Annotated in this window: 13 protein-coding genes and 1 riboswitch; of the genes, 6 read left to right on the top strand and 7 right to left on the bottom strand. The window is 70.8% G+C overall.

Features of this window, described 5'->3' with window-relative positions; translation table 11 throughout:
- Positions 1-148 precede the first annotated feature (148 nt).
- The 7 genes from P2424_RS24605 to P2424_RS24635 all read right to left on the bottom strand — a co-directional run bounded on the left by P2424_RS24605 (position 149) and on the right by P2424_RS24635 (position 8,777).
- Complete coding sequence (locus P2424_RS24605) at positions 149-1,618, bottom strand: PAS domain-containing sensor histidine kinase (RefSeq protein ID WP_276479112.1); 1,470 nt, start codon at positions 1,616-1,618, stop codon at positions 149-151.
- Positions 1,619-2,091: 473 nt separating this feature from the next.
- On the bottom strand, positions 2,092-2,727 hold the full coding sequence (locus tag P2424_RS24610; RefSeq protein ID WP_276477893.1) for a class II aldolase/adducin family protein: 636 nt from the start codon (positions 2,725-2,727) through the stop codon (positions 2,092-2,094).
- Positions 2,728-2,755: 28 nt separating this feature from the next.
- Entirely contained in the window at positions 2,756-3,817 is a 1,062-nt protein-coding gene (locus P2424_RS24615) for an SIS domain-containing protein (RefSeq protein ID WP_276477894.1), read from the bottom strand.
- Between the two features lie 132 nt (positions 3,818-3,949).
- Positions 3,950-5,491: a glycoside hydrolase family 3 N-terminal domain-containing protein gene (locus P2424_RS24620; RefSeq protein WP_276477895.1), complete on the bottom strand. Its 1,542-nt coding sequence runs from the start codon at positions 5,489-5,491 to the stop codon at positions 3,950-3,952.
- 98 nt (positions 5,492-5,589) lie between these two features.
- The gene (locus tag P2424_RS24625; RefSeq protein WP_276477897.1) at positions 5,590-6,420 is read right to left on the bottom strand and encodes a carbohydrate ABC transporter permease; all 831 of its coding nucleotides are present in this window, start codon (positions 6,418-6,420) and stop codon (positions 5,590-5,592) included.
- Positions 6,420-7,442, bottom strand: coding sequence for a sugar ABC transporter permease (locus tag P2424_RS24630; protein WP_276477898.1), 1,023 nt, complete (start codon positions 7,440-7,442; stop codon positions 6,420-6,422). The genes P2424_RS24625 and P2424_RS24630 overlap by 1 nt, the downstream gene beginning before the upstream one ends.
- 66 nt (positions 7,443-7,508) lie before the next feature.
- Positions 7,509-8,777, bottom strand: coding sequence for an extracellular solute-binding protein (locus P2424_RS24635; RefSeq protein WP_276479113.1), 1,269 nt, complete (start codon positions 8,775-8,777; stop codon positions 7,509-7,511).
- 277 nt (positions 8,778-9,054) lie between these two features.
- Here P2424_RS24635 and P2424_RS24640 point away from each other — a divergent pair, with 277 nt between their 5' ends.
- The 6 genes from P2424_RS24640 to P2424_RS24665 all read left to right on the top strand — a co-directional run bounded on the left by P2424_RS24640 (position 9,055) and on the right by P2424_RS24665 (position 16,971).
- On the top strand, positions 9,055-9,849 hold the full coding sequence (locus P2424_RS24640; RefSeq protein WP_276477899.1) for a GntR family transcriptional regulator: 795 nt from the start codon (positions 9,055-9,057) through the stop codon (positions 9,847-9,849).
- A 293-nt stretch (positions 9,850-10,142) separates the two neighbouring features.
- Positions 10,143-12,245, top strand: coding sequence for a carbon starvation CstA family protein (locus tag P2424_RS24645; RefSeq protein ID WP_276479114.1), 2,103 nt, complete (start codon positions 10,143-10,145; stop codon positions 12,243-12,245).
- Positions 12,242-12,469: a YbdD/YjiX family protein gene (locus P2424_RS24650; RefSeq protein WP_276477900.1), complete on the top strand. Its 228-nt coding sequence runs from the start codon at positions 12,242-12,244 to the stop codon at positions 12,467-12,469. Before P2424_RS24645 ends, P2424_RS24650 begins: the two co-directional genes overlap by 4 nt.
- Positions 12,470-12,558: 89 nt before the next feature.
- Positions 12,559-13,056: a GNAT family N-acetyltransferase gene (locus P2424_RS24655; protein WP_276477901.1), complete on the top strand. Its 498-nt coding sequence runs from the start codon at positions 12,559-12,561 to the stop codon at positions 13,054-13,056.
- Between the two features lie 161 nt (positions 13,057-13,217).
- Positions 13,218-13,353, top strand: a riboswitch (cobalamin riboswitch).
- Between the two features lie 160 nt (positions 13,354-13,513).
- Positions 13,514-15,949 (top strand): ribonucleoside-diphosphate reductase subunit alpha, encoded by a 2,436-nt coding sequence (locus P2424_RS24660; RefSeq protein WP_276477902.1) that lies wholly within the window; start codon positions 13,514-13,516, stop codon positions 15,947-15,949.
- Complete coding sequence (locus P2424_RS24665) at positions 15,949-16,971, top strand: ribonucleotide-diphosphate reductase subunit beta (protein WP_276479115.1); 1,023 nt, start codon at positions 15,949-15,951, stop codon at positions 16,969-16,971. Before P2424_RS24660 ends, P2424_RS24665 begins: the two co-directional genes overlap by 1 nt.
- Positions 16,972-17,060: the final 89 nt, after the last annotated feature.

Consider the following 17,060-nt stretch of genomic DNA (forward strand, 5'->3'; position numbering starts at 1 on the left):
CAGAGCATGAACGTGAAGCCCAAAGCAGAGCGTTGAAGCGCCGAGCCCCCCGTCCTCGCCCAGGGACCCGGGGGGCTCGGCGCTTTCGTCGCGCTCCCCCGGGGATTCCCCGGAACTCCCCGGGCCCGCTTCCGGGCCACCGGGGGCACTAGCCCGCGGCCACCGGAAGGTCGAAGAGCACCCGGGTGCCGCCCGTGCTGCCGGGGAGCATGTCGAAGGTGCCGCCCAACTCCCCTTCCACCAGCGTCCGGACGATCTGCAGCCCGAGATTTCCGCCGCTCCTGGGGTCGAAGTCCGCAGGCAGACCACGGCCGTTGTCCTGCACCGTGACCAGCAGCCGCGCCCCGTCCTGCCCGGTGGCCGCTCCGCGCACGGCGTGCACCTCGACGGAGCCCTGCTCCTCGGCGCCGAACCCGTGCTCGATGGCGTTCTGCAGGACCTCGGTGAGCACCATGGACAGCGGGGTGGCGACCTCGGCGCCGAGAATCCCGAAGCGCCCGGTACGGCGTCCGGTGATCCGGCCGGGTGAGATCTCCGCCACCATCGCGAGCACCCGGTCGGCGATCTCGTCGAAGTCCACCCGCTCGTCCAGGTTCTGGGACAGCGTCTCGTGCACGATGGCGATCGAGCCGACCCGCCGCACCGCCTCGCCGAGCGCCTCTTTGCCCTGCTCCGAGTCCATTCGGCGAGCCTGCAGACGCAGCAGCGCGGCCACCGTCTGAAGGTTGTTCTTCACCCGGTGGTGGATCTCCCGGATGGTGGCGTCCTTGGTGATCAACTCGCGTTCGCGGCGGCGCACTTCCGTGATGTCCCGCAGCAGGATGAGCGAACCGATCCGGGTGCCCTTGGGCTTGAGCGGGATGGCGCGCAGTTGCACGATGCAGTCGTTGGCCTCCACCTCGGCTCCGCGGGGCGCCCAGCCGCTGGCCAGCTTGACCATGGCCTCGTCGACCGCCCCGCGGGCGGGGGCCAGTTCCGCGGTGGCCTCGCCGAGATGCAGCCCGACCAGGTCGGCGGCGAGTCCCAGCCGGTGGTAGGCGGACAGCGCGTTCGGGGAGGCGTACTGCACGTGGCCGTCGGCGTCCAGCCGGATCAACCCGTCCCCCACCCGCGGGACGTGGTCCATGTCCACCTCGTGCCCCGGGAACGGGAAGCTTCCCGCGGCGATCATCTGTGCGAGGTCGGAGGCGCTCTGCAGATAGGTCAGCTCCAGCCTGCTGGGCGTGCGGACCGTCAGCAGATTGGTGTTACGGGCGATGACCCCCAGGACCCGGCCCTCGCGGCGGACCGGAATGGACTCGACCCGCACCGGCACCTCCTCGCGCCACTCCGGGTCCCCTTCCCGCACGATCCGGCCCTCGTCCAGCGCGGCGTCCAGCAGCGGCCGACGCCCGCGGGGCACCAGGTGGCCGACCATGTCGTCCTGGTGCGAGGTGGGGCCGGTGTTCGGGCGCATCTGGGCGACCGAGACGTACCGGGTGCCGTCCAGGGTGGGCACCCACAGCACGAGGTCGGCGAAGGAGAGGTCGGCGAGGAGCTGCCACTCGGACACCAGCAGGTGCAGCCACTCCAGCTCCACGGCGGAGAGGGTGGTGTGCTGGCGTACGAGGTCGTTCATGGAGGGCACGGGGCCGAGGGTACGGCAGGCCGCCGCGCCGGCCGACGCCGGTCGGCCCCCGTCCGGCGCGCGGCGGGCCGGAGCGGGTGCGGGGAGGCGGAAACGCCCGATCCGTAGACAGACAGCCGTGGTCTAGTCCAGAATCCTTCCGGAAGAACTTCTGTCCTCCCCGCACAGGAGGGCGGATCGAGGCCCGCGGCGCTCTCTGCCCTGACAGCGCCGGGGCCTTGCAGCTCCGGGCTGCGGTGCCGGACGGGTTGAGGGTCCCGTACCGGCGCCGCGGCCCGTAGTGCGTTCCGGCTCCGTAGTGCGTTCCGGCTCCGCAGTGCGTTCCGGGCCCGTGGCGCCTTCCCGGCCGGCTCTCCCGGCCTTCCATGACGTCCGGGGCCGCTGCCGGCTCCCCGTGGCTCCCCCGGCCTCCGGCGTCCGCGAAGCGGAGCCGCGGGAGATGTTCCCACGGCTGCGGGCGGGGCTCAGGCGTGCCGGATCGCCTCGTCCGCCGGTACCGGGAAGCGCGTCGTGCGGTCCCCCAGCAGCAGTGCCCGGTAGGTGGCCGTGGCCGCCTCCTCCAGGTTCATCGCCCGCCGGAAGGCCATCCCGACGTCTTCGCCCAGCGCCGAGCAGCCGTGATGCGCCAGCAGCACGCAGTTGTGCTCCTTGGCCTGCTCGGCGGCGGTGTCGGCGAGTTCGTCCGAACCGTTCGGGTAGAAGTCGGTACGGCCGACGGAGCGCACGTACACCGCGTGGTCCAGGGTCAGCAGCCGGATCTCGTGGCCGAGCGCGTCGACCAGCACCGCGTGCTGCGGGTGCATGTGGACGATGGCGTTGACGTCCTCGCGTACCCGGTAGGTGCGCTGGTGGAGCTTCCACTCGCTGGAGGGCTCCGGGTTGCCGCCGACGACTTCGCCCGCCATGTTCATGACGGTGAAGTGCTCGGGTGTCAGCCGGTCCAGCCAGGTACCCGCACCCGTGACCACGAACTCCTCGGAGCCGGGCAGTCGGGCCGACAGATTGCCGCCGCTGGCGAGGACGAAGCCACGCCGCACGGCGGTCGCCCCGACGTCGATGAGCTGCTCCACCAGGCTGTCCGCGGTGCTCGGCTGCTTCATGGACGGCTGCGCCATACCGCGCCCCCGCTCAGCGGGTCTCGGTGACCTTGGCGAGGGAGCGGGGCGCGTCCGGGTCCTGACCGCGGGCCATGGTGACCTCGTAGGCGAGCATCTGCAGCGGAAGGATCTGGATCAGCGGCTGCAGTTCCTCGGGCAGCCCCTCGGTGGGGAGCGCGAAGCCGGCCGACGCCCGCTCCACCTCCTCGCGGCGGCCGATGACCATCAGGTCGGCTCCCCGGTCGCTGAGCCGCTCCAGCACCGGCTGCAGGGCCTCGCCGCCCTTGCCGTCGGCCACCACGGCGATCACCGGCGAGATGTTGTCCACCATCGCCAGCGGACCGTGCAACAGGTCGGCACCGGAGTAGGACAGTGCCGGGATGTAGCTGGTCTCCATCAGCTTCAGCGCGGCTTCCTTCGCCGTCGGGTAGCCGTAGCCGCGCGAGGTGAGCACCATGCGCTCGGCGAACCGGTAGCGCGCCGCCAGCGCCTTGACCTCGGCCCTGCGGTCCAGCACCGCCTCCGCGAGCCCGGGCAGCGCCTTGGCCGCCTCGGTGCCGCCTCCGCCGCGCAGACCGTCCACGAACAGGTAGAGCGCCAGCAGCTCGGCCGTGTAGGTCTTGGTGGCGGGCAGCGCCTTCTCCGGGCCGGCCAGCACGTCGATGTGGAACTCGCTCACCCGTGCGAGCGGCGAGTCGGCGTTGTTGGTGACGGCGAGCGTGATCGCGCCCGCCTCCCGGGCCGCCTCCGTCGAGGCCACCAGGTCCGGGCTGCCGCCGGACTGGCTGATGGTGATCACCAGGCAGTCGGTGAGGTCGGGGCGCGCGCCGTACGCGGTCGTCGTCGACATGGAGGTCAGCCCGCACGGAGTGCCGAGCTGGATCTCCAGCAGGTACTTCGCGTACAGCGCGGCGTTGTCCGAGGTGCCGCGCGCCGTCAGCAGGACGAAGCGGGGGTTCTTCGCGGCGATCCGCTCGGCCACCTCGCGGATGGCGGGAGCGCCCTCGTCCAGGATGCGGCGCAGCACGGCCGGCTGCTCGGCCATCTCACCGGACATGACGGTGCCCGGCTCGGACGGGGCGTTCGAGGACATGCGGGTCCCTCCCAGGGGTGATGTTCACGTGCGGTCGCGGTTCGATCCTACGGCGTGGCGGTTGGGCACGTTTTGCCCCGGGTCGGCTCCGGGTCCCGGTCCCGGGCCCCGGCCCTGGCGTGGGACCGGGTCTCAGCCGCGGGCGATGACCTCGGCCGCGGCCCGCCCGCAGACCCGGGCCGCACCGTGCGTCGCGATGTGCAGGGCACCTTGCGGCGGCGCCTGGGGCAGGCCCATCTCGACCACGACGGTGTCCTCGCGTGCGGCCACGAGCCGGGCCACCGCGTCCGCCATCCACGGGTGCCGGTGCAGGTCGCGGACGACCACGATCACGGGCCGCTTCCCCGCGTCGCCGAGCACCGCGGCGGCCACGTCCTCGTCGGCGGCCCGGTAGGTGCCGGTCCGGGTGCCCGGCACCATCCGCTCCAGTTCGGCGGCGGGTCCCCAGGGGGTCTCGTCACCGACCGCGATGTTGGCCACCGAGGTGAGCGCCGCGACGTACAGCGGCCCGGGCGGACGGCGGTAGCGCTCCAGCCCGGTCACCGCCAGCGCGCGCCGCGCCGCCTCCAGCCCGATGCCCGCTTCGGGAGCGGCCGGGTCCGCGCGGAGGGCGGGGTCGGCCAAACCCCCCGTGTCCGGCCGCCGCACCCCCCGCGCCCACGCGGCCAGGCCGCGCACCCGTGCCGCGGCGTCGGCGAGCCGCTCCTCGGCCAGCTCGCCGTCGCGCACCGCGCGCACCAGCGCGTCGCGGAGCCCCAGCACGGTGTCCTCGCCGGCCAGTCCACCGCCGACGCAGATCGCGTCGGCCCCGGCGGCGAGCGCGAGGACGCTGCCGCGTTCGAGGCCGTAGGTCGCGGAGATGGCCCGCATCTCCATTCCGTCGGTGACGATGAGCCCCTGGTGGCCCAGGCCGCCCTGGTCGCGGGGTGCCCGCAGCAGCCCGGTCAGCGCGGCGGGGCTGAGGGTGCCGGGGCGCGCGGCGTCCAGCGCCGGGAGCAGGATGTGGGCGCTCATCACGCACTTGCTGCCCGCCTCCACCGCCGCGGCGAACGGGACGAGCTCGCGGGCCCGGAGGGTCGCCAGGTCGGCGTCGATGCGGGGCATGTCGTGGTGCGAGTCGACGGCGGTGTCCCCGTGCCCGGGGAAGTGCTTGACGCAGGCGGCGACCCCGGCCGCCTGGAGGCCCTCGATGTAGGCGACGGTGTGCCGGGCGACGAGCTGCGGGTCGCCGCCGAAGGAGCGCACACCGATGACGGGGTTGTCCGGGTTGGAGTTGACGTCGCCGGAGGGCGCCCAGTTGAGGTTGATGCCGGCCGCGGCGAGCCTGCTGCCCAGCTCGAAGGCCACCGCCCGGGTCAGGTCGGGGTCGTCGACGCGGCCGAGGGCGAGGTTGCCGGGGTAGGAGGAGCCGGTCCGTACCTCCAGCCGGGTGACGTCGCCGCCTTCCTCGTCGATGGCGACCAGCAGGTCCGGGCGGACGTCGCGGAGCTGCTCGGTGAGCAGGGCGAGCTGCTGGGCGGACTCGATGTTCCGCCCGAACAGGCCGACCGAGGCGAGGCCTTCCTCCAGGTGCCGCAGCAGCCAGGCGGGTGCGGAGGTGCCGGCGAAGCCGGGCTGGAGGACGGCGAGGGCGTCGCGGGTGAGGGTGTCGGAGGCTCGGAGTGAGGTGGTCATGCGGCGCGGTGTCCCTTCACTTCACTGCTGTGCCGTGGGGTCGGGCGGCGGTGTCGCACAGTTGTCCCTGTCTTCCCGGTGTCCCGTTGTCCTGCGGCCTATCCCTTGACCGCTCCGGAGGCCAGGCCGGCGACGGCCTTGCGCTGGAGATAGAGGAAGAGCAGCAGGATCGGCACGGCGAAGAGGGAGGCTGCCGCCATGGTCGCGCCCCAGTCGTCGCCGAAGGCGGTCTGGAACTTCGACAGCCACAGCGGCAGCGTCTGTGCCTCGTCGTCCTTGTTGAGGATGAGCACCAGGGGGAACTCGTTCCACGCCGTGATGAATCCGAACAGCGAGGTGGCCATCAGGCCGGGGGCCAGCAGCGGGAAGATCACCCGGCGGAACGCCTGGAGCCGGGTGCAGCCGTCGACCATGGCAGATTCCTCCAGGTCCTTGGGCACGGCGGCGACGTAGCCGCGCAGGGTGATGATCGTGAGCGGCAGCACCATGACGGTGTAGAACAGCGTGAGCGGCACCAGGCTGTTCAGCATCTCGGCGTCGCGCACGATCATGTAGATCGCGATGACCATGACCTCCCAGGGCGCCATCTGGGCGACCATGAAGGTCAGCAGGATGCCCTTGCGGCCCTTGAACCGCATCCGGGCGAGCGCGAAGGAGGCGAAGAGCGCCACGAGCAGCGAGAGTCCGACGGCCAGCACCGTGACGGTGACGGAGTTGCGGACCAGCGTCCAGAAGTTCTCGGCGTTGACCGCCGTGCTGAAGTGCTCGAAGGTCGGCGAGGTGGGGAACCAGACGGGGTCCTCGCTGATGATCTGCCCGTTCGGCTTGAACGCCGTGTTGAACATCCAGTACACGGGAAAGGCGAACGCCACGAACAGCACCAGTGCGGTCGCGTTCGGCCATATCCGGCCCAGCAGTGACCGTCGCATCAGGCCCTGCCCCCCTTGCTCTTCTCGGAACCCTCGGCCTCGTCCGCGCTCTCCTGCCGGATCACCAGCCGCAGGTAGTAGGACATCAGGGCCAGCAGGATCAGGATCGTCAGGACGGAGATCGCCGCACCGGCTCCGTAGTGCTGGTTGCCGACGCCCTCGACGAACGCGTACACCGGCAGCGTCTCGGTGAGCCGGTCGGGGCCGCCCTGGTTGATGGCGAACACGTGCGGGAACGCCTTGAAGATCCAGATGACTTCGAGGAACGTGGCGACCATCAGGAACGGCTTGAGGAACGGGAAGGTGACGTTCTTGAAGCTCTGCCAGGCCCCCGCGCCGTCCAGCGCCGCGGCCTCGTACAGCTCCTGGGCGATGGTCGTCGTCGCGGCATAGAGGTTGATCGCGACGAACGGGACGGACGTCCACACCAGCAGCAGCGAGATGACGAAGAACGTGGACAGCTGCGTCCCGGTCCAGTTGTAGTCGGCCATCGAGTCGAAGCCGAGCTTGGCCAGCACCCAGTTGACGACACCGAACCGCTGGGCGAACAGCCACTGGTAGACGGTGGTGGCGGCGATGATCGGCATCGCCCAGGCCAGCACCAGGGCGATCGAGAGCAGCAGCCGCATCTTGGACCCGAGCCGCGCGAGCAGCAGTCCGACCAGGGTGCCGACCACGATGATCACGACGACATTGACGACGGTGAAGATCACCGATCGCAGGGTGACCCGCCAGAACGTGTCGTTCCCGAGCGCGTCGGCGTAGTTCGCGAACCCGTTCCACTCGGTGACGTGCTGGATCAGCTGCGTCATGTTGAGGTTCTGGAACGACAACATGCCGTTGGTGACCAGCGGATACCCGAGGAAGACCGCGGTCAGCCCGAGGGCGGGCAGCAGCAGGAGGTAGGGCAGGGTGCCCTTCCTGGTGACCCGGCTGCCGCGCGACGGCGGGCCGGACACCTCCACCGTCCTGACGGGCGTCCTGCCACGAGGAGGCGCCGCCTCATCGGTTTTCACAGACATTCAAACTCCCACCCGGTTGTGGGGGCGGTGCCAGGCACCGCCCCCACCCCCGCCCTGGCGAACGGGTCACTGCTGCTGCGACAGCCTCTTGTTCATCTCGTCCTCGACAGCCTTGGCTGCGGCGGCGTGCGACTTCCCCTTCAGGACCGACGTCATATAGGTCTTGATCGGGTTGGGCGGGTTCTCCACGGCACCCCACTCAGGAATGAGCGGCGTCAGGCCGCCGCCCTCGACCGCGGGGGCGGCGGCCTCGGCGGCCGGGTTGCCCTTCAGATTGCTCTGCAGCGCGGCCTTGTTGGGGATGACCCCGCCCTCCTTGGCGAGCTCGCCCTCGTACTTGTCGGACAGCGCGATCTTGAGGAACTCCTTGGCGAGCTCCTGCTTCTCGCTGCCGGCCGCGACGGCGAGGTTCGAACCGCCGAGGAAGACACCCTCGGGCTCGTCGGCGGTCTCACCCGGGATGGTGAAGTAGCCGATGTCCTTCTCGATCTTCTTGTTGGCCTTGATCGCGGTGGCCGCTTCCCAGCTCAGCCCGATGAAGGCACCGGTCTTGCCCTTGGCGAAGACCTCGGCCTGCTGCGGGGTGGCCTCGTCCTTGTCCTTGGGCGCCTCGGAGTAGGAGGCGTACTTCTTGTAGATGTCCATGGCCTTGCCGACCTTCGGGTCGGCGAGGTTGGAGACCCACTTGCCGCCCTTCTTCTTCACCAGGTCGGCGTCCTGGCCGATGAGCAGGCCGTCCAGGAAGTACCAGTTCTGGCCGGGCATGTAGAGGGGCTCGGCGTCGGTCTTCTTGCCGATTTTCTCGAGCGCGTCGAAGAATTCCCGGCGGGTCTTCGGCGTGCCCTTGATGCCCGCTTCGGACCAGATCTTCTTGTTGTAGATGACGGTGCGGTTGACGGCGAACCAGGGTGCCGCGTACTGCTTTCCGTCGTAGACCGCGGACTTGTTGAGGGAGGGCGTCCAGTCCTTGCCCACCCCCTTCTTCAGGTCGCTGAGCTCGGCCAGTCCGCCGGTGCGCGCGTACGCGGGGGTCTGGGTGTTGCCGACCTCGATCACGTCCGGCGGGTCGGACTCGGAGAGGGCGGTGGTGATCTTCTGCTGAATGCCGTTCCACTGCTGGACTTCCAGCTTCAGCTTGGCACCGGTCTTCTTCTCGAACGCCGCCTTGACGTCCTTGGTCCACTGATCGGGCGTGGAGCCGTCCATCGCCCAGAGGGTCAGGGTCTGGCCCTTGAAGCTCTCGGGGCCGTCCTTCTTGTCGCCGTCCGACCCGCAGGCCGCGACGTTCACCATCAGCGCCGCGACACCGGCCGCGGCAATGAGGCCCCTATGTATGCGTACCACAGCATTCTCCCCTGCACACTGGAACGCTCCGCACCGCAAATCCGGAGTGGCTTCCGGACGGAGTTGGTTTAGACCAATGAGATGAAGAGAGCTTGGCCTAGACCTTTAGGGGTGTCAACGGTGTATAAAGCTCGCTGTCGGTTCCGTTATCGGAACGACATCTGAGCTGGGACGCCCGCCCGGACCGGGGCCGTGCCACGATGTGAGCCGCTACGTAACACGGAGGAAGCCGGTGACGGCAGCACCACAGGAGTCGGGAAGGCGGGCCATGAGCACGGACGGGGGCGGCGCGGTGGCGCCGGCCGCTGCGGACACCGGATCCGCGGGCGGCAACGGACCGGCGGCCCGCACCGCGCGCGTGCCCAAGTACTACCGGCTGAAGCGGCACCTGCTGGAGATGACCGAGACCCTGCCACCGGGCACCCCGGTACCGCCCGAGCGGACCCTGGCCGGCGAGTTCGACACCTCGCGCACCACCGTGCGGCAGGCGCTCCAGGAACTCGTCGTCGAGGGCCGCCTGGAGCGCATCCAGGGCAAGGGCACCTTCGTCGCCAAGCCCAAGGTCTCGCAGGCGCTGCAACTCACCTCCTACACCGAGGACATGCGGGCCCAGGGGCTCGAACCCACCTCGCAACTGCTGGACATCGGCTACGTCACCGCCGACGACCGGCTCGCCGTGCTGCTGGACATCCCCGCGGGCGGCCGCGTCCTGCGCATCGAGCGGCTCCGGCTGGCCAGCGGCGAACCCATGGCGATCGAGACCACCCACCTGTCCCAGAAGCGGTTCCCCGCGCTGCGCCGCAGCCTGGTCAAGTACTCCTCGCTCTACACCGCGCTCGCCGAGGTCTACGACATCCACCTGGCGGAGGCCGAGGAGACCATCGAGACCTCGCTGGCCACCCCGCGCGAGGCCGGACTGCTGGGCACCGACGTCGGACTGCCGATGCTGATGCTCTCGCGGCACTCCCGGGACACCGCCGGGGAGCCCGTGGAGTGGGTGCGCTCGGTCTACCGCGGCGACCGCTACAAGTTCGTGGCCACCCTCCAGCGCCCCACGGCCTGACTCCGCCGCCCCGCCGGCGCCACCGGCCGCCCACCGCAACCAGCGGGACCGCGCCGCGGGTTCCCGGTTCCGCGCCGCGGATCGCGGTTCCCCCCTCCTGAGGTATGGCGCTGATCAAGTCGGTGTTCTACGGTCGGCCTGCCGTCGTGGGAGGCGCGCCACCTCGAATGGTGCGCAGGTGAGGTCGAGGAGGGACGCACGTGCCCAGCACTGCACAACCGGCCGGCAAGCTCAGTCCACGATCCATAGCCGTCTGGACCGCCGTCGCGCTGATCGGCGCGGCAGGCTGGGCCATGCTCGCCCTCGCCCGCGGCGAGGAGGTCTCCGCCGCGTGGATGGTGGCGGCCGCGCTCGGCTCCTACGCCATCGGCTACCGCTTCTACGCACGCTTCATCACCACCCGGGTGCTGCGCGTCGACAAGACGCGGGCCACGCCCGCCGAGCGGCTCGACAACGGCATCGACTTCCACCCCACCGACCGGCGCGTGCTGCTCGGCCACCACTTCGCCGCGATCGCGGGTGCCGGACCGCTGGTCGGCCCGGTGCTGGCGGCCCAGATGGGATACCTGCCGGGCACCATCTGGATCGTCGTCGGCGTGATCCTGGCCGGCGCCGTCCAGGACATGGTGACGCTCTTCTTCTCCATGCGGCGGGACGGCAAGTCGCTGGGCCAGATGGCGCGCGAGGAGATCGGGCCGATCGGCGGTGCGGCGGCGCTGCTCGCCGTCCTCGCCATCATGATCATTCTGCTGGCGGTGCTGGCGCTGGTCGTCGTCAACGCGCTGGCCGAGTCGCCCTGGGGCACCTTCTCGATCGGTATGACGATCCCGATCGCGCTGTTCATGGGGTTCTATCTGCGGGTGCTGCGCCCCGGACGGGTCACCGAGGTCTCGCTGATCGGCATCGCGCTGCTGCTGTTCGCCCTGGTGGCCGGACGGTGGGTCGCCGAGTCGTCCTGGGCGGACACCTTCACGCTGGAGCCCGGCACCCTGGTCATCTGGATCCTGGTCTACAGCTTCATCGCCTCCATCCTGCCGGTCTGGATGCTGCTGGCGCCGCGCGACTACCTGTCGACGTTCATGAAGATCGGCACCATCGGGCTGCTGGCCGTCGGCGTGGTGGTGACCCTGCCGACGCTGAAGATGGCGGGCATCACCGACTTCGCCGGGGTGGGCGACGGACCGGTGTTCGCCGGTTCGCTCTTCCCGTTCGTCTTCATCACCATCGCCTGCGGAGCCCTCTCCGGCTTCCACGCGCTGATCTCCTCGGGCACCACGCCGAAGATGATCCAGAAGGAGACCCAGATCCGGATGATCGGCTACGGCTCCATGCTGATGGAGTCGTTCGTCGCCATCATGGCGATGGTCGCCGCCAGCATCATCGACCCGGGCCTCTACTTCGCCATGAACGCGCCCGCCGGTGTCATCGGCGACAACGTGCAGGCCGCCTCGGAAGCGGTGCGCAGCTTCGGGTACAGCATCTCCCCCGACCAACTGGCCGCCGCCGCCAAGGCCGTCGAGGAGCAGTCGCTGCTCTCCCGGACGGGTGGCGCGCCCACCCTGGCGATCGGGGTGTCCAACATCTTCTCGGAAGTCGTGGGCGGCTCCGGGATGAAGGCGTTCTGGTACCACTTCGCCATCATGTTCGAGGCGTTGTTCATCCTTACCGCGCTGGACGCCGGCACCCGCGTGGGCCGGTTCATGCTCCAGGACATGCTCGGCAACGTATACAAGCCCTTCCGCCGGGTGAGCTGGTGGCCGGGCCTGCTGCTGTCCAGCGGCGTCATCGTGGCGCTGTGGGGCTACTTCCTGTGGGTGGGCGTCCACGAGCCGCTCGGCGGGATCAACCAGCTCTTCCCGCTCTTCGGTATCGCCAACCAGCTGCTGGCCGCCGTGGCCCTCGCGGTCTGCACCACGCTGCTGGTCAAGTCCGGTCGGCTGAAGTGGGCCTGGGTCACCGCCGTACCGCTGGCGTGGGACGCGGTCGTCACACTGACGGCCAGCTGGCAGAAGGTCTTCTCCACCGATCCGAAGATCGGCTTCTTCCAGCAGCGCGCCGACTACCAGGAGGCCATCGACCAGGGGAAGATCATCGCCCCCGCCAAGAGCATGGACGACATGCACACGGTGGTCACCAACTCGACCGTGGACGGCGTCCTCTCGGCGCTCTTCGCGCTGCTGGTCGTCGTCGTCCTCGCCGACGCGGCCCGCACCTGCGTGCGCGCGGTGCGCGACCCGGAAGGCACCCGAATGCACGAGGCGCCCTACCGGAAGTCGACACTGACGGCGCCCGCCGGGCTGATCGCCACCAAGGAGGAGAAGGCCGAGATGGCCGAGATGGCCGGGTCGGCCGCCACCGGGCCGTCCGGCGGCGGAGCGGACGGGGACTCCCGGTGAGCGCGGCCGGTGCCGACCGGGTGGTGCGCCCGGTGCTGCGGGCCGGGCGCTGGGTGCGCTGGTACGTACGTGAACTGACCGACGAGAGCGCCTACGACCGGTATGTGGCCCATGTGCGCCGGCACCAGGGCCCGGACGCGGAGGTCCCCAGCAGGAAGGAGTTCGAGCGGCGCCGCACCGATGCCCGCGAGAGCGATCCGCGCGAGGGCTTCCGCTGCTGCTGAGCGGGCGCCCGCGGAGCGGTTGACCGCGGCGCCGCCAAACGCCCGGGCGGCGGGCCGCGCTGTCGGTGGTGTGGCGGATGATGGCCGGCATGGACATCACCGTGAGAACGGCCAGGCCCGAGGAGCACCCGGAGCTCGGTGAGTTGGTCGCCCGGGCCTACCTCAGCGGCGGGCTGCTGGACCGCGGAGAGGCGGACCCGTACCTGGAGACCCTGCGGGACGCGGCGGGCCGCGCCGACCACGCGGAGCTGCTCGTGGCCGCGGGGCACCAGGGCGAACTGCTGGGCACCGTCACCTTCGTCGGCCGCGGCGGGCCCTTCGCGGAGCGTGCGCGCGAGGGTGAGGGCGAGTTCCGGATGCTCGGCGTGCGCGAGTCGGCCCGCGGGCGCGGGGTGGGAGAGGCGCTGGTGACGGCCTGCTCGGATCGGGCACGCGCGCTGGGCCTTTCGGGGCTGGTGCTCTCGACCCAGCCGACCATGCACGCCGCCCACCGCCTCTATCGGCGCCTCGGGTTCCACCGGGACCCCGACCGGGACTGGAGCCCGGTCCCGGGCGTCACGCTGTGGGCCTACGCACTGCGCCTGTGAACGCTCCCCCGCCCCGGCCACGCGCCGCGCCCGGTCCGGGTGGCGGGTCTTCGCTCCCGGCCCGCGTGCCGCCCCCGCGGCGCGCCGCGGGGGACGGGAGCCCTTGCCCGACACGACCCGGGGCGGCACAAGATATGGGGTGTCCGCTTAGGCCGAGCACAAGATGTATGGTGTCTCACGGCTGTCGCCCTCGATGCAGGGGAATCCGGTGCGAATCCGGAACTGTCCCGCAACGGTGAGGGGCCGGCGCAAGCCCGCCCGCGAGTCCGAGTACCTGCCGGCGGCGGCCAGACGATCGTCCAGGTCTCGTGGGTTGGACCGGTGGGCGGAGCGCGCCGTGCCCTGAACAGGGGTCCGGGCCCGGGACCGGGCTCGGTGCCCGAGCGGGGCAGCCGGGCGCGCGCCTCTCCCTCCGTGCCGCTGCCCACGGCCAGTGAGCAGCGAGGGAGAGCACCGCGTGACCGTCACCACCGCCCCCACCCTTCCGGCACCCGCCGCCCCCGGCTCCGCCACGGGGGACGAGGCCGCCGAAGACCCTTCGGCCGCCGCATTGCGCGCGACCCTCGCCGCGCTCACCGCCGACCTCCCGGACACGGACCCGGCGCCGGTACTGGCCGCGGCGCTGCGCGGCAGGCAACCGGGCGCGGACGCGGTGGAACTGCGCACCCTGGCCATCGAGTCCGCGGCCAGCCGCATCAGCGAGGACCCCGGGTACTCCCGGCTGGCGGCGCGGCTGCTGACCCTCGCGATCCGGGACGAGGCGGCGGCGGAGGGCGTCGTCTCGTTCTCCGACGCGGTGGCGCTGGGCCACGCGGAGGGGCTGATCGCGGACGGCACGCACGCGTTCGTCCGCCGGCACGCCGATCGGCTGGACGCGCTGGTGCACGAGGCCGTCGAGGACGGCGCCGACGACCGGTTCGGCTACTTCGGGCTGCGGACGGTCCACTCCCGCTATCTGCTGCGGCACCCGCTCACCCGGCGCCCCGTCGAGACGGCGCAGCACTTCCTGCTCCGGGTGGCCTGCGGACTGGCCGCGGACGAGTCGCCGCAGGCCCTCGCGGAGGTGGCGGACTTCTACCGGCTCACCAGTTCGCTCGCCTACCTGCCCTCCTCCCCCACGCTCTTCAACTCCGGCACCCGCCACCCGCAGATGTCCTCCTGCTACCTGCTCGACTCCCCCCAGGACGAGCTGGACTCGATCTACGAGCGCTACCAGCAGGTCGCGCGGCTGTCCAAGCACGCGGGCGGCATCGGCCTGTCGTACTCCAGGATCCGCTCCCGCGGGGCGCTGATCCGGGGCACCAACGGGCACTCGAACGGCATCGTGCCGTTCCTGCGCACGCTGGACGCGTCCGTGGCGGCGGTCAACCAGGGCGGCCGCCGCAAAGGGGCGGCCTGCGTCTACCTGGAGACCTGGCACGCGGACATCGAGGAGTTCCTGGAGCTGCGGGACAACACCGGGGAGGACGCGCGCCGCACCCACAACCTGAACCTGGCGCACTGGATCCCGGACGAGTTCATGCGCCGGGTCGAGGCTGACGGGCAGTGGTCGCTCTTCTCCCCGTCCGAGACGCCGGAGCTGGTGGATCTGTGGGGCGAGGAGTTCGACGCCGCCTACCGCCGCGCCGAGGCCGAAGGGCGCGCGGTCAAACGGCTGCCGGCGCGGCAGCTGTACGGCGCGATGATGCGCACCCTCGCACAGACCGGAAACGGCTGGATGACGTTCAAGGACGCCGCGAACCGCACCTCCAACCAGACCGCGGAACCGGGCAGCATCGTGCACTCCTCGAACCTGTGCACGGAGATCCTGGAGGTCACCGACGACGGGGAGACCGCCGTCTGCAACCTGGGCTCGGTGAACCTGGCCGCGCACCTGAGCGAGGACGACGGCGGCGCGCTGACGGACCGGATGGACTGGGAGCGGCTGGACGCCACGGTCCGCACGGCGGTGACGTTCCTGGACCGCGTGGTGGACATCAACTTCTATCCGACCGGTCAGGCCGCCGCTTCCAACTCCCGCTGGCGGCCGGTGGGCCTGGGGGTGATGGGCCTGCAGGACGTCTTCTTCCGGCTCGGGCTGCCCTTCGACTCCCCGGAGGCCCGCGAGCTGTCCACCCGGATCGCCGAGCGCATCATGCTGGCCGCCTACGAGACGTCCGCCGAACTGGCCGAGCGGCACGGGCCGCTGTCCGCGTGGGAGGCGACCCGCACGGCGCGCGGCGTACTGCACCCCGACCACTATCCGGCGACGGCCGGGGAGCGCGCCTGGCCGCAGCGGTGGGAGGCGCTGCGGCAGCGGATCGCCCGGACCGGGATGCGCAACTCGCTGCTGCTGGCGATCGCGCCGACGGCCACCATCGCCTCGATCGCGGGGGTGTACGAGTGCATCGAGCCGCAGGTCTCCAACCTGTTCAAGCGCGAGACGCTCAGCGGCGAATTCCTCCAGGTGAACACCTATCTGGTCGCGGAGTTGAAGCGGCGGGGGCTGTGGGACGCGCGCGCCCGGGAGGCGCTGCGCGAGGCCAACGGCTCGGTACAGGAGTTGGAGTGGGTCCCCGCGCAGGTCCGCGCGCTCTACCGGACGGCGTGGGAGACCCCGCAGCGGGCGCTGATCGACATGGCCGCGGCCCGCACCCCGTATCTGGACCAGAGCCAGTCGCTGAACCTCTTCCTGTCCTCGCCCACCATCGGGAAGCTCAGCTCGATGTACGCCTACGCCTGGAAGCGCGGCATCAAGACCACGTACTACCTGCGGTCGCGCCCCGCGACCCGGATCGCGCAGGCGGCCGGAGCCACCGCTTCGGTGCCCGCGCCCGCCCCCGCCCTCGCGACGGCCGACGAGGCCCTCGCCTGCTCCCTGGAAAACCCCGAGTCCTGCGAGGCATGCCAGTAATGACGAGCGACCCGACAGCCGCCAAGAACCTGCTCGACCCGGGTTTCGAACTGACGCTGCGCCCGATGCGCTACCCGCACTTCTACGAGCGCTACCGCGACGCGATCAAGAACACCTGGACCGTGGAGGAGGTCGACCTCCACTCCGACGTCGCCGACCTGGCCAAGCTCACCCCGGGCGAACAGCACATGATCAGCCGGCTGGTGGCGTTCTTCGCCACCGGGGACTCGATCGTCGCCAACAATCTGGTGCTGACGCTCTACAAGCACATCAACTCGCCCGAGGCGCGGCTGTATCTGTCCCGGCAGCTGTTCGAGGAGGCCGTGCACGTCCAGTTCTATCTGACCCTGCTGGACACCTACCTGCCCGACCACGACGAGCGCGCGGCGGCCTTCGCCGCGGTGGAGAACATCCCCTCCATCCGGGAGAAGGCCCAGTTCTGCTTCCGCTGGATGGATGCCGTCGAGAACATCGGCGAGCTGGCCTCCCGCGAGGACCGGCGCCGCTTCCTGCTCAACCTGATCTGCTTCGCCGCCTGCATCGAGGGGCTGTTCTTCTACGGCGCGTTCGCCTACGTCTACTGGTTCCGCTCGCGCGGGCTGCTGCACGGGCTGGCCACCGGGACCAACTGGGTGTTCCGCGACGAGTCGATGCACATGTCCTTCGCCTTCGACGTGGTGGACACCGTGCGGCAGGAGGAGCCGGAGCTCTTCGACGCGGAGTTGGAGAAGGAGGTCACGGCGATGCTGGAGGAGGCCGTCGAGGCGGAGCTGCAGTTCGCCTGCGACCTGTGCGGGGACGGCCTGCCGGGGATGAACACCGACTCCATGCGCGAGTACCTCCAGGCGGTCGCCGACCAGCGGCTGCGCCGGCTGGGCTTCCCGGAGCGCTACGGCTCCGGCAACCCCTTCTCGTTCATGGAGCTGCAGAACGTCCAGGAACTGACGAACTTCTTCGAACGCCGCCCCTCGGCCTACCAGGTGGCGGTGGAGGGGTCGGTCTCCTTCGACGACGAGTTCTGAGGAACGCCCCACAGACCCCGGGCGGGGGCCAGGTGGCCCAGGCTCCCGCCCGGTTTCCGCTGCCGCACACCGGCGGCCCGGCCGCTCGG

Origin of the sequence: Streptomyces sp. WMMB303 (assembly GCF_029351045.1) — a bacterium.
Classification (GTDB): domain Bacteria; phylum Actinomycetota; class Actinomycetes; order Streptomycetales; family Streptomycetaceae; genus Streptomyces.

Coding starts and splice junctions, on each gene's coding strand:
- P2424_RS24605 (WP_276479112.1), bottom strand. CDS start 1,618: ATGAACGACCTCGTACGCCAGCACACCACCCTCTCCGCCGTGGAGCTG.
- P2424_RS24610 (WP_276477893.1), bottom strand. CDS start 2,727: ATGAAGCAGCCGAGCACCGCGGACAGCCTGGTGGAGCAGCTCATCGAC.
- P2424_RS24615 (WP_276477894.1), bottom strand. CDS start 3,817: ATGTCCTCGAACGCCCCGTCCGAGCCGGGCACCGTCATGTCCGGTGAG.
- P2424_RS24620 (WP_276477895.1), bottom strand. CDS start 5,491: ATGACCACCTCACTCCGAGCCTCCGACACCCTCACCCGCGACGCCCTC.
- P2424_RS24625 (WP_276477897.1), bottom strand. CDS start 6,420: ATGCGACGGTCACTGCTGGGCCGGATATGGCCGAACGCGACCGCACTG.
- P2424_RS24630 (WP_276477898.1), bottom strand. CDS start 7,442: ATGTCTGTGAAAACCGATGAGGCGGCGCCTCCTCGTGGCAGGACGCCC.
- P2424_RS24640 (WP_276477899.1), top strand. CDS start 9,055: ATGAGCACGGACGGGGGCGGCGCGGTGGCGCCGGCCGCTGCGGACACC.
- P2424_RS24645 (WP_276479114.1), top strand. CDS start 10,143: ATGCTCGCCCTCGCCCGCGGCGAGGAGGTCTCCGCCGCGTGGATGGTG.
- P2424_RS24655 (WP_276477901.1), top strand. CDS start 12,559: ATGGACATCACCGTGAGAACGGCCAGGCCCGAGGAGCACCCGGAGCTC.
- P2424_RS24665 (WP_276479115.1), top strand. CDS start 15,949: ATGACGAGCGACCCGACAGCCGCCAAGAACCTGCTCGACCCGGGTTTC.